The organism is Microcystis sp. M113S1, from assembly GCF_020246945.1.
In the GTDB taxonomy this organism is placed as follows: Bacteria; Cyanobacteriota; Cyanobacteriia; order Cyanobacteriales; family Microcystaceae; genus Microcystis.
In genome coordinates, this window is sequence record NZ_JADBSA010000265.1 from 1 (window position 1) to 12,167 (window position 12,167).

Genomic DNA, 12,167 nt, shown 5'->3' on the forward strand with positions numbered 1-12,167 from the left:
AGGAGCCACTTTAATCTATCTAGCTACAGGCATTCATCCCGCCGATTTACCCCAAAAAGATGGCAAAATTCAATTAAATAATTTAGCCAATTTAAGTCCTGCTTTTGTTCATTGGTTAGGGCAGTTAATTGAACCTAGTCTCGAGAAAAGGTTTGTTTCAGCACAGGCAGCCAATCAAGCTTTAAATACTCTCCACGAAATGCAATTAACTGCCTCAAACCTTGAAAAACCCGCAGGGAGTCGGGTACAGTTGCAAAAAAGCGAGGAGAAAATTAAAATATCTTTACCTCCCGAAGGTTTTACCCCTAAATTAATTTTTCTTGGAGCCTTTGCCATCGCTTGGAACGCTTTTTTATTAGTATGGACAGGAGGAGCCGTTTCTATTCCTCTCTGGATGAGTTGGTTTTTTCTGCTCTTTTCCTTGCCCTTTTGGTTTGTGGGTTTAGGAATGCTTTACCAGATTATTTATTGTCTCAAAGGGGAGGAAATTATCACTATTGATAGGGAAGAAATTGTTGCCATTCAGCGAATTTTTGGTTGGCAACTTCCCGGCAAAAAGAAAATAGCACGGCAACATATTAATAAACTGGTGAAAGCTGATAGTTATCATACCAAAGATAGCGATGGCGATCGAGTTTATGTACCGATGGCTTTAACTATTTGGGCGGGGACTAAAGAATATACTATTAGCAGTAAGACAAAAGAATATCTGAGTAACCCCGAAATTGAATGGTTAGCAGCGGAATTAAGTCAATGGTTAGGAATACCCATTACTAATAGGTAGCTGGTTACAATCAGCTTTTTTCTCCCTTCTCCCCCACTGATTACTGATAACTGCTTACTGATAACTGAAAAATCTCCCCACTTTCCACTTCCCCACTTCCCACCCCCTGATATAGACGAACTGTCTGTGATCAGTGTAAAATTTTATGAAGAGTCTGGGCTTTTTTGCTCCAGAGCCAGTGACTAAGATCAAAAGTGTGTCATCCCATCGATAATTAAGTTTATGAGCGCCACTGTTACCGTAGAAAAACGCAAATTAGAAAAACCCCCTTTAGAACTGCATTATCTCGGCGATCGAGTCTTGCGTCAACCGGCCAAGCGGATTACTAAAGTCGATGACAGCATTCGTCAATTAGCCAGAGAAATGCTGCAAACTATGTATAGTTCCAATGGTATCGGGTTAGCAGCTCCCCAAGTGGCAGTCAATAAACAATTGATTGTCATCGATTGTGAACCCGATAAACCCGAAAATACGCCCCTAATTCTGATTAATCCCCAAATTATCGGTTATAGTCGGGAATTGTGCAAAGCGGAAGAAGGTTGTTTGAGTATTCCCGATGTGTTTTTAGATGTCATCCGTCCCCAATCGATCGAAGTCAGTTATAAAGATGAACAGGGGAAACCGCGAAAACTGCAAGCTAACGGTTTACTAGCGCGGGTAATTCAACACGAAATGGATCATCTTAATGGTGTCATGTTCGTCGATAGAGTAGATAACGATTTGGCACTCAATGAAGAATTAAAAAAACACGGTTTTTCCGTGCAAGCGGTGAAACCTGTTGAGAAAGTGACAAAATAAAGGCATTAGTTAATTTAGGTGAGGAGTGAAGATGACCCCGAAAAGCGGCGTTTTATTATTATTATCCTGTATTGCAGCGATCGCCAGTGTGGGTTGTGTCTTTGAAATTAGTTCGGGAGAACCGGATTTAGGCAATACCACCACTGGCTTAATTCTAGCTGCAAGTGTGCCACTAACAGCCCTATTTTTTTGGGCGGCGGTTAAAGACACAAGAGCCAATTACAAGTAGAATAACTTCCCCTCGGTTATCGAAAAATTGGCATAATTTTCATGAGCAGAAGAGAGAATTTATTTCTCTCTTTTGTTTGTTTTAACTACAGGACAAATTGCCAGAAAAAGTTACTTATTTTGAGGATTTTATCATCTTTCATGACAATGAATTATATGCCGACCGCTGAAAATCTGATTAGGTAAAGATTTCTCCAGGCTGCATCTCACCTTTGCAGAAATACGGACAATCAGCAATTATCAGTGACTCTTAAATTATTACAAATATATCAGCATCTGTCTGTAAGCATCCCACCGAAAAACTAATGCGCTTCGGGGTTTGGGGGGTAGAACCCCCCAAAGTCAAGGATTGAGTGATAAAATCGGAAGTGCGATCGCTGCTCTTGTAGGTTGAGTTGAGGAAAGAAACCCAACACAACCAACAGTCACTTTTTCAACGTCAACTCAACTGCTAACAAACTTTAATTAAACTCAAACATATTCAAGAAAACAACCATGATTGATATGATGATAGTTAAACAAATTGCTCAAGAGACTTGAGAGCTTTTTATCTGTCTCTCTACTTAGAATTATATAGGGTCTGCTGAAAAAGTTTTTCGGTGGGGGTTGGGGGTTGGGGTGTGGGGTGTGGGGTTTTACCCATTTTCAGGTAGTCAATTACCTAATTTTCAGGGAAAAAGTCCCTGAATTTTCCCCCCAATCACTCCAAGGGTCGGCACTTTTTGAGGGCAAAAAAGTCTAAAAACCTTGTTGGCATAGTTGGCATAGAAGCCATGTTTAGTCTTAGCCATCTCAAACAAACTAAAGTCTATCAAGAAGCAACAAAAGAAGGTAGAGAAGAAGGTCAACAACGGGGAAAATTACCAGCAAAGTTAGATTATATTACCCTCGCTACTGCCTTAGACTTAGACATGGAAAGGGGGCGAGAAGTTCCCGAAAAATGCCGTCAAAATCTATCCGTAATCGGGCAATTTTATGAAACTAATTCTCTACCAATGTCCTAAGGAATTAGTGCAGTTTAGTTGCGTCAATTTACCCTTGCCCGCGCTTTCATTTTGTCTGTGATGACTCTTTTTATCTTTGGTTTTGCTATTCGTTTATTAGCTCTGATTGGTTTCGCTGTCATACTTTTAACTATTAGCGCCAAACGTTTTCGCAATCAGTTAAGTTAATCATTTTTCAATCATTCCCTGGGGAAAAAATTAATCTATCCCAGGGTCGTGAATAACGATTAATTATTAATCCTTTAACCGAAACGACCACTAACATAATCTCTAGTGGACTCTTGAGCGGGATTTTGAAAGATTACCTCCGTGCGATCATATTCCACTAAATAACCCACTTTACCGCCTTTTGGGGTCGGTTCGGCATTATAAAAAGCCGTTAAATCAGAAACCCGTGACGCTTGTTGCATATTATGAGTAACAATAACTATAGTATATTGGGTTTTTAATTCGTGAATTAATTCCTCAATTTTTAGAGTAGAAATTGGATCGAGTGCCGCACAGGGTTCATCCATTAAAACAACTTCTGGTTTAACCGCAATAGCGCGGGCAATACATAACCTTTGTTGTTGTCCCCCCGATAAAGCTAAACCACTTTCTTTGAGTTTATCTTTAACATCATCCCAGAGAACGGCTTTTTTTAAAGATTCCTCCACTAATTGATCCATATCACCGATGTAACCATTTAAGCGCGCCCCAAAAGCGATATTTTCATAGATAGATTTAGGAAAAGGATTCGGTTTCTGAAAAACCATACCAATACGACTGCGTAACCCGATAGGATTAACGGAATTACCATAAATATCTTGACCGCGAAAGGTAACTTTTCCCTCAATTTTGGCACTTTTAACCAGATCATTCATGCGATTAAAACAGCGCAAAACCGTACTTTTTCCGCAGCCAGAGGGACCGATAAAAGCGATCGCTTTTTTCTCAGGAATATCAAGGTTAACATCACGAACAGCGAGATTAGAACCGTAGTAAACATTTAAGTTTTTGGTTCTCAAAACCGCATCGGTAACAACATCTGTACTATACATAATTTTCAAAGGAAAAAGAAGATGGGTGTTTTTTTTCAGTGACCAGTAAACAGTAATCAGTAATCAGTGAAAAGAAAACTGCCAACTTGCCACTTCATACTGTTCACTGAAAACTCACATCTGATAACTGATAACTGATAACTGATTTAGCCAAAACGTCCACTAACATAATCTTTAGTTGCTTGTTCTTGAGGATCACCGAAGATTTTGTCCGTATGATCAAACTCGACTAGATAACCAATTTTGCCCCCTTTATCGGTGGCTTCAGCGTTATAAAAAGCCGTTAAATCTGCTACTCTAGTAGCTTGTTGCATATTGTGAGTAACAATAATAATTGTATAACGTTCTTTTAACTCGTGCATTAATTCCTCAACTTTTAAAGTTGAAATCGGATCGAGTGCCGAACAGGGTTCATCCATTAATAATACTTCTGGTTGAGCGGCAATAGCGCGAGCAATACATAATCTTTGTTGTTGTCCCCCCGATAGGGAAAAACCGCTTTCTTTCAGTTTATCTTTTACTTCTTCCCAGAGAGCTGCCCGACGCAAGGATTTTTCTACTAATTCATCTAAATCGCCTTTATAACCATTTAATCGCGATCCGTAAACCACATTATCATAGATGGATTTGGGGAAAGGATTAGGGCGCTGGAACACCATACCGATACATTTTCTTACTTCGACAGGATCCACCTCTTGAGAGTAAATATCCTGGTTATGATAAAAAACTTTGCCGTCAATACGAAAACCGTGAATTAAATCATTGAGACGATTAAAACACCTGAGAATGGTACTTTTTCCGCAGCCAGAGGGTCCGATAAAAGCGGTGACTTTATTTTTGGGAATATCGATCGAAACGTCTCGTACTGCTCGATAATTACCATAGTAGATATCAGCCTTATCGACCTTTAAAACGGTTCCTGTAGAATGGGTGTTAGAGTTAGTTAGCATAAATTATTTACCTTGAATTTGGCTAATTTAGGAATCAGAAAGATAGGTAGATTTTTACTTAAATATCCCTTTTTGCTTTTCACTTTTTACTTTACTTAATAGGTTTTCTGGCGCGTAGCTAAACGGGATAAAATGTTAGTTACCAACACCAAAAGCACCAGAATTAAAGCACCTGCCCAAGCTAATTGCTGTTGAGGGGCAAAAGGGGCCGTAGCAAAGTTGAAAACTAAGACCGAAAGGGTGGCAATCGGTTCAAAGACACCTCGAGGCCAAAAGTTAGAGAATAATGCCGTAAAAATTAAGGAGGCGGTTTCCCCGGCTGCCCTAGCGATCGCCAGAGTCACACCGGTTAAAATAGCGGGAACTGCGGCAGGAAGGACGATTTTTAGGACGGTTTGGTAGTTATAGGCCCCTAAACCCATGGCTGCCCAGCGGATGTCTTGGGGAACGATTTTTAAAGCTTCATCGGTGGTTCTAATAATAGTCGGTAACATTAACACTGCTAAACCGATCGAACCGGCCAGGGCAGAAAAACCTAAAAGGGCTGTTCCTTCGCCAAATAAGGGCGCAACTAACAAACCGAAGGCGAAAACCCCGACAATAATCGAGGGAACGCCCGCTAAAACGTTGGTAGCAAAGCGCACACCCTGGGCAAGTTTGTTATCACCGCTAAATTCCGAGAGATAAACCGCCGCTAAAACGCCGATGGGAACTGCGATCGCTGTAGCGAGGGCAACGACGATAATTGTGCCTAAAATGGCATTAGCGATGCCGCCTCCTCCTAACCCCGGCGGTGGTGGTAATTTAGTAAAGAGATTAGCGTTTAAACGACCCACCCCTTGCACAAAAACGAAGCCTAGGACGGCAAAAAGGGGAATCACGGTGACAGCTAAACATAAAGCCGAGAGAACGGTCATAATTGTCCCCAATAGCGATCGAGGACTACTCGGTTTCTTTTTGAGATTATTGCCTAAATTCGCACTATCCATATCAGTTATCAGTTATCAGTTATCAGTGAACAGTAATCAGTGATTAGTAAACAGTAAACAGTGAAAAGTGAAAAGACAGCAGTAAACTGCCATTTGATGATGATCACTTAATACATAGGCTTTTCTGGTTTCTGTGTGGAAACGAGGTCTATACTGATAGAATATCCGCAAAATAGTCCTAAAAGTGTCGCCTAGTAAGCATTTCACGATTCCATAAGCAAAAATTATCAAACAAAGTCGAGAAGATCCATACATACTGCTCACTTAAAACTCAAAACTGATAACTGATAACTGACGACCGATGGCTTAATACTTAGCTTTGACGCGATTAACGATTAATTCTGCGAAGATATTGACTACTAGGGTCAAAACCAAGAGAACAAAACCCGCATACATTAAAGCTGATACTTGCATTCCCGATGCTTCGGCGAATTGGTTAGCCAATAAGGAAGCGATCGTGTTAGCGGGGGCGAGAATAGAGGCACTAATGCGGTTAGAATTGCCGATAATCATCGTTACTGCCATTGTTTCCCCTAAAGCCCGCCCTAAAGCTAACATAATCCCCCCGACAATCCCGGAAAAAGCGGCAGGAATTAATACCCGAAAAATCGTTTCCCAACGGGTGGCTCCCAAACCTAGGGAAGCTTGCCGCAAATCCGGCGGTAAAGCGGCCAAAGAGTCACGAGAGATAGCGATAATAATCGGCAGGATCATAATCGATAAAATTACCCCCGCCGGTAACATACCTGGCCCGCCCAAGGGGGTGCTAAACAGAGGAATCCAACTAAAATTAGCATTTAACCAGTTGCCCGGGGGTCTGAGTATAGGAATCAGTACAAAAATACCCCACAATCCGTAAACAACACTGGGAATAGCGGCCAAGAGTTGTACGAGAAAAACTAAAATTGTCCGCGCATTTAAGGGAATAAAATCTTCGCTTAAAAAAATGGCCGAACCGATACCGAGGGGAACAGCAATCAGGAGGGCAATCAGAGAACTAACGAGAGTTCCGTAGATAACGGGCAGAACTCCGAATTCTTCCCGACCGCGCACGGGATTCCAAGCGCTACTGGTCAAAAATCCCAGACCAAAGGTTTGAATCGCTGGTAAAGCCCGAATAAAAATAACTAGGGCAATTAGGAGCAAAATTACCCCAATAGCGATGGCAAAGGCGGTAGTTAATCCAACAAAGCCTTTATCGAGGATTTTTTCCGATTCTGGACGTTCTTTAAAAGTTGAGTCGGGTGAAACTGTAGGCGCACTCATGATTAGGGTTTAAATCCAGCTAGTTTGAGGTAGCTAAGGTCGAAATTGACTTTTCTACACTATTACTGTAACTTTGAATACATTTTTTCGGCGACTAATCCACCCTGATTGTGTAATCAGGATAGATGACATCGGCGGCGGCGGCTACTCGTTCCCGGACGTTTTTCGGTAGGGGAATATAACCAAGGGGACCGGCTTGTTCTTGTCCCTGATTGAGTCCAAATTCGATCATCGCCTCCATAGCTAAAGCTTTTTGGGGATCGTTGTATTTTTTATAAACCAACATCCAAGTGTAGGTGACAATGGGATAGGAATTTTCCCCCGGGGGATCAACGATAAAAGCCCGCAGATTTTCGGGTAATTCCACCGTGGCTAAGGTTGCAGCGGCGTTGGTTTCATCGGGATTGACAAATTTACCCGCCTGATTTTGCAGGGCGGCCATGGGCAGGTTATTATTTTTAGCGAAACCATACTCGATATAGCCGATCGAGCCTTGATTTTGTTGAATTAGGGCAGTTACGCCTTCATTGCCTCTACCGCCGAGAAATTTACCTTTTTTGGTCGGCCATTGTACGGCTTTTCCGTCCCCGATGCTTTTTTTCCATTCGGGACTAACGGCGCTTAAAAACTTGGTAAAAACTCCCGTTGTCCCGCTACCGTCTGCCCGGTGAACTACGGTAATTTCTTGATCGGGTAGTTTTAAATCGGGGTTATCGGCGGCAATTTTGGCATCGTTCCAACGGGTAATCGTGCCTAAAAAGATGCCTACATAGGCTTCCCTACTTAGTTTCAGCCCTTCTACTCCGGGCAAATTATAAGCCATAACGATGCTTCCCGCCGTCATCGGTAGCAGTAAAACCCCGCGGCTAACTCTGGCCATATCTTCGTCACTCATGGCTACATCGGAAGCGCCAAAATCGATCGTACCTTGAATAAATTGTTCGACTCCCGCCCCGCTACCGGTAGATTGATAGTTAATTAGCAGTTTAGAAAATAGTTGATTGATGGTGACAAACCAGTTTTGATATAGGGGTGCAGGAAAAGAAGCTCCCGCACCATTGAGGGCGACCTCTCCTTGTAGAGGGACTTGGGAGATTCTATTGCTTCCCTCTCCGCTAGTTCCTGCCGTATCACCGCCCCCACAAGCGGTTAAAGTCGCTGTTAAAGTCGCTATGGATAAGGCTGTTAGTAAATGGGTTCTGTTGTTGTTGAGCATAGGATGAGGATTAATTTTGATCCGTAAACTGCCTTAAATCTTATGCTAAAAGTTACCACAGCTTGGTAAAGAATAGGTTAAGAAGTGAATAAAAAAAATATAATGTATTGTCAAGGAAAATTTTCTCGATAACTAGACAAAAATCTCAACTTCTTTTACTATTTATTTTGACTGAACATTAGTTTTAAGTCGCAGGTAAAGCCGCTAACTTTTCATGTCTAGATAGGGGTTGTCTCTTTCCTTACCATTATAGCGACGTAAAAACAACAAAGAAAATATTAAGGTTTTTAGCCATCATCCCCCAGCCTTGAGTCAGTTATCAGTTATCAGTTATCAGTTATCAGATGTGAGTTTTCAGTTCACCGATTACCGATTACAGCAAAAAACTCCCCAACACCCAAATCCCTCACTGATTACTGATTACTGTTTACTGGTCACTGAAAAAACACCTAGTGCCCCTTTTTTACTTTGTCCTTTTTACACCTATGCTAGAAATTTTTACTCAGCTATCTCGTCCGACCAAAGTAGTCGCAATTGTCCTAGGAACTGCTCTACTTTTACCCGCTTGTGCCAATATTAATCCTCAAGACCTAAAACCAATTAAAATTGATGGTTCGAGTACCGTAGCACCAATTACCAATAAAGTTCTCGAAGATTTTAAAGCTAATACCCCTAACAAAGCTTTGGCTGATGTTAAAATTGACACTAATATTTCAGGAACCGGCGGCGGTTTTAGAAAATTTTGTGCGGGAGAAACCGATATTAATAATGCTTCTCGGCCGATTTCTGTGGAAGAATTAAAAGAATGTGATGCTAATAAGGTAAGATTTATCGAACTACCGATCGCATTTGATGCTTTAACCGTGGTAGTCAATCCCCAAAATAACTGGCTTGATGATATTTCAACTACAGAATTAAGAACTATTTGGGAACCAGCGGCCGAGAATAAAATCAAACGTTGGAATCAAATTAATCCCGCTTGGCCTGACCAACCGATTACCCTTCACGGGCCCGGTAAAGACTCCGGAACCTACGATTTTTTCAGTGAGGTAATTAACGGCAAAGATGCCAGTCGTGGGGACTTTAATTTTAGTGAAGATGACCAAGCTTTAGTTAATGCCGTCAGTCAAGATCCCAACGCTTTGGGATATTTTGGTCATGCTTACTATGAACAAAATCGGGATAAATTAAAAGCTTTGAAAGTTAACGGTATCGAACCAACTCGCAGCAATGTAGAGGATAGTAAATATCAGCCTTTATCTCGTCCTTTGTTTATTTATGTTAATGCCCAAAAAGCCCAAGGGAATCCCGCTTTAGAGAAATTTGTCAAATATTATCTCGATCGAGTTCCTGATTTATTAGATAGTATTGGTTATATTCCTCTACCGGATGAGGCCTATCATTTGGCACGGGTACAGTTGCAAAAATTTGAGATAGGAACAGTTTTTGATGGCAGACCCCAACCCAATTTAACCATCGGGGAATTACTTCGTAAACAAGCCCAATTTGAAGCTAAGTAACGATTCCCATCTGGAAGGAAAATATATAAGAATTTTCCTGCTCCTATCTGCCCCCTACCATAGCAAGAGGTTTGCCAATTTAAAGCAACAGAGATACAGAAAAAAAAGAGGGGATAAACCCCCCAGCTTATCGAGAAACTTGTTAATTAGGGTTTGCTGAATAAATCTAAAAACATTGTTCGATAAGACTTTTAGACTTTTTGTCAATCAAAAAGTGCCGCCCCTTGGAGTGATTGGGGGGAAAATTCAGGGACTTTTTCCCTGAAAATTAGGTAATTGACCACCTGAAAATCGGTAAAACCCTACACCCCACACCCCACACCCCACACCCTACCCCCACGAAAAACTTTTTGCTGCAAACCCTAATTAACCTTTCGGTGTCGCCCCAAATTGTTCGATGAGGATAGAGGTTAACAGCGATTTTAGATCTTCACAGGGAATCCCTTTTTGTACACAGCTTCCCAGGTGGGCATCTTTACCCACTTTACCCCCCATGTAGAGGTCAACTCCTTCCACGGTTTTGCCGTCTTTGCGCGCTTTTGTCCCCATCAAACCGATATCGGCCACTTGGGGTTGTCCGCAGGAGTTAGGGCAACCAGTCCAATGGATCCGCACACCCCGGGGGATATTTAATTCCGCATCTAACTGACGAATCAAGTCCACAGCCTTATTTTTGGTTTCAATCAGGGCAAAATTGCAGAATTGCGCCCCCGTGCAAGAAACGAGCGCTCGTTGTAAAGGAGTGGGATTGGGGGTAAACTTAGCCAGTAAAGGCTCGGTTAAAAGAGTCGCAATATTTTCAGCCGCTATATTGGGAATAATCACGTTTTGTTCCACGGTTAAACGCAATTCTCCGCTGCCATACACTTCGGCAATCCGGGCTAAATCCAACATATCATCGGCAAATAGACGACCAACGGGAATACAAAGACCGATATAGCTCAATCCCTCCTGTTTTTGGGGAAAAACTCCTAAATGATCTCGTTTTTCCCAGTCAATAGCGTCTTTTTCGGCTGCCGTTGCCAAAGGATAACCTAAGTGATTAGCCACCCGCGTGCGGAATTCCTCAATTCCCCACTCATCAATTAACCACATTAAACGGGATTTTTGACGGTTGGAGCGCAATCCGTTATCGCGGTAAACTTCCAAAATTCCTCGGCATAAATCCACCACTTCCTGATTCGGTCTCACCCAAACATTGATGGGAATTGCCGCTTCACAGCGTTTAGCTGAGAAAAAGCCGCCCACCACGACATTAAAGCCTAATTCTCCCTCTTTATAGGCAGGAACAAAGGCAATATCGTTAATTTCCGCATGAACGGAATTATCCCGTCCCCCCTCGATGGCAATATTAAATTTGCGGGGCAGATTGGTAAATTGATAATTACCTTGACCGTAGTTGGTAATCATATCTTGGACTTTTTGGACTAATTCCCTGGTGTCAATTAATTCATCCGCGTCTAGTCCCGCCATGGGTGAACCGGTAATATTTCTGACATTATCCATGCCCGATTGTACCGAAGTCATGCCCACGGATTTTAGTCGTTGGAAAATATCAGGAATATCTTCGATACGAATACCGCGTAATTGTAGGTTTTGACGAGTAGTAATATCGGCATTGCCATCATCACCGTAACGCTGCACGATTTCCCCTAAAACTCGCATTTGCTCACTACTGAGAATGCCGTTAGGAATCCGCAAACGCATCATAAATTTGCCCGGGGTGACGGGACGATAAAAAACCCCCACCCATTTTAAGCGATGTTCTAAATCGGTTTTATCCATCGCTTCCCAACCGATTTGGGCAAAATGATCCAGTTCATCTTTAATGGCTAATCCGTCTTTTTCGGCTTTAAATTTCTCGAATTTATTGAGAGTTGTTCCATCTTTTTCAGGTGCTTGTACCACGAATCTATCTCCTTACTGGTCTGTGGGTGCAATTGTTCTAGTTGGTGCGGTTTAGAAATGAAGAAATCGGGATTTAACAATAAGTATTCTTTAAAATACTGTCGTCATTAGCAAAAATTTAGTAATTTACCTAGTCTCTATTTGTTATTTAATTCGTTTTAAGTTGGATAATTTTGTATTGTTTGTAACAGAAATCCGCTCACCATCGTGTTTAGGCATTTATATCATGCAGTAAGTGCATTAAGGTGGGGTGTGGGGAAGTGGGGAGAATAAATAGGGTTTGCTGAATAAATCTAAAAACCTTATCCAACAAGGTTTTTAGATTTTTTTTCCCTCAAAAAGTGCCGACCCTTGGAGTGATTGGGGGGAAAATTCAGGGACTTTTTCCCTGAAAATTAGGTAATTGACCACCTGAAAATGGGTAAAACCCCACACCCCACACCCCAACCCCCAACCCCCAACCC

Annotated in this window: 10 protein-coding genes and 1 pseudogene; 5 read left to right on the forward strand and 6 right to left on the reverse strand. The window is 41.9% G+C overall.

Annotation, left to right across the window (positions count from 1 at the left end; all coding sequences use genetic code 11):
* From IM319_RS13380 to IM319_RS13395, 4 genes and pseudogenes are all read left to right on the forward strand, one after another.
* A pseudogene (locus IM319_RS13380) lies at nt 1–784 on the forward strand (serine/threonine protein kinase); the annotation flags it as partial.
* 222 nt (nt 785–1,006) lie between these two features.
* A complete protein-coding gene (gene def, locus IM319_RS13385; protein ID WP_287076906.1) occupies nt 1,007–1,582 on the forward strand; it encodes a peptide deformylase in 576 nt (191 codons plus the stop codon).
* 31 nt (nt 1,583–1,613) lie between these two features.
* Nucleotides 1,614–1,811 carry a hypothetical protein gene (locus IM319_RS13390; RefSeq protein WP_287686029.1) on the forward strand — a complete coding sequence of 66 codons (198 nt, stop codon included), beginning with the start codon at nt 1,614–1,616 and terminating at the stop codon, nt 1,809–1,811.
* Between the two features lie 772 nt (nt 1,812–2,583).
* Nucleotides 2,584–2,814, forward strand: a complete 231-nt coding sequence (locus IM319_RS13395; RefSeq protein WP_287735912.1) for an aspartate aminotransferase — start codon at nt 2,584–2,586, stop codon at nt 2,812–2,814.
* A 242-nt stretch (nt 2,815–3,056) separates the two neighbouring features.
* On the opposite strand, the gene pstB (IM319_RS13400) is transcribed toward IM319_RS13395, so the two are convergent.
* The 5 genes from pstB (IM319_RS13400) to pstS all read right to left on the reverse strand — a co-directional run bounded on the left by pstB (IM319_RS13400) (nt 3,057) and on the right by pstS (nt 8,275).
* Entirely contained in the window at nt 3,057–3,854 is a 798-nt protein-coding gene (pstB, locus tag IM319_RS13400) for a phosphate ABC transporter ATP-binding protein PstB (protein ID WP_008196127.1), read from the reverse strand.
* Nucleotides 3,855–4,000: 146 nt separating this feature from the next.
* Nucleotides 4,001–4,804, reverse strand: a complete 804-nt coding sequence (pstB, locus tag IM319_RS13405; RefSeq protein ID WP_287686032.1) for a phosphate ABC transporter ATP-binding protein PstB — start codon at nt 4,802–4,804, stop codon at nt 4,001–4,003.
* A 95-nt stretch (nt 4,805–4,899) separates the two neighbouring features.
* A complete protein-coding gene (gene pstA, locus IM319_RS13410) occupies nt 4,900–5,793 on the reverse strand; it encodes a phosphate ABC transporter permease PstA (protein WP_002732684.1) in 894 nt (297 codons plus the stop codon).
* Nucleotides 5,794–6,099: 306 nt separating this feature from the next.
* On the reverse strand, nt 6,100–7,059 hold the full coding sequence (pstC, locus tag IM319_RS13415; RefSeq protein WP_287686033.1) for a phosphate ABC transporter permease subunit PstC: 960 nt from the start codon (nt 7,057–7,059) through the stop codon (nt 6,100–6,102).
* A gap of 94 nt (nt 7,060–7,153) precedes the next feature.
* Nucleotides 7,154–8,275: a phosphate ABC transporter substrate-binding protein PstS gene (gene pstS, locus IM319_RS13420; RefSeq protein ID WP_287735913.1), complete on the reverse strand. Its 1,122-nt coding sequence runs from the start codon at nt 8,273–8,275 to the stop codon at nt 7,154–7,156.
* Between the two features lie 485 nt (nt 8,276–8,760).
* Here pstS and IM319_RS13425 point away from each other — a divergent pair, with 485 nt between their 5' ends.
* Entirely contained in the window at nt 8,761–9,795 is a 1,035-nt protein-coding gene (locus IM319_RS13425) for a PstS family phosphate ABC transporter substrate-binding protein (RefSeq protein WP_287735914.1), read from the forward strand.
* Between the two features lie 366 nt (nt 9,796–10,161).
* Here IM319_RS13425 and IM319_RS13430 read toward each other — a convergent pair whose 3' ends face one another.
* The gene (locus IM319_RS13430) at nt 10,162–11,703 is read right to left on the reverse strand and encodes a ferredoxin--nitrite reductase (RefSeq protein ID WP_287735915.1); all 1,542 of its coding nucleotides are present in this window, start codon (nt 11,701–11,703) and stop codon (nt 10,162–10,164) included.
* Nucleotides 11,704–12,167: the final 464 nt, after the last annotated feature.

What these genes read in the sequence shown, in the direction of transcription:
- def (WP_287076906.1), top strand. Translation starts at nt 1,007, where the DNA reads ATGAGCGCCACTGTTACCGTAGAAAAACGCAAATTAGAAAAACCCCCT.
- IM319_RS13390 (WP_287686029.1), top strand. Translation starts at nt 1,614, where the DNA reads ATGACCCCGAAAAGCGGCGTTTTATTATTATTATCCTGTATTGCAGCG.
- IM319_RS13395 (WP_287735912.1), top strand. Translation starts at nt 2,584, where the DNA reads ATGTTTAGTCTTAGCCATCTCAAACAAACTAAAGTCTATCAAGAAGCA.
- pstB (WP_008196127.1), bottom strand. Translation starts at nt 3,854, where the DNA reads ATGTATAGTACAGATGTTGTTACCGATGCGGTTTTGAGAACCAAAAAC.
- pstB (WP_287686032.1), bottom strand. Translation starts at nt 4,804, where the DNA reads ATGCTAACTAACTCTAACACCCATTCTACAGGAACCGTTTTAAAGGTC.
- pstA (WP_002732684.1), bottom strand. Translation starts at nt 5,793, where the DNA reads ATGGATAGTGCGAATTTAGGCAATAATCTCAAAAAGAAACCGAGTAGT.
- pstC (WP_287686033.1), bottom strand. Translation starts at nt 7,059, where the DNA reads ATGAGTGCGCCTACAGTTTCACCCGACTCAACTTTTAAAGAACGTCCA.
- pstS (WP_287735913.1), bottom strand. Translation starts at nt 8,275, where the DNA reads ATGCTCAACAACAACAGAACCCATTTACTAACAGCCTTATCCATAGCG.
- IM319_RS13425 (WP_287735914.1), top strand. Translation starts at nt 8,761, where the DNA reads ATGCTAGAAATTTTTACTCAGCTATCTCGTCCGACCAAAGTAGTCGCA.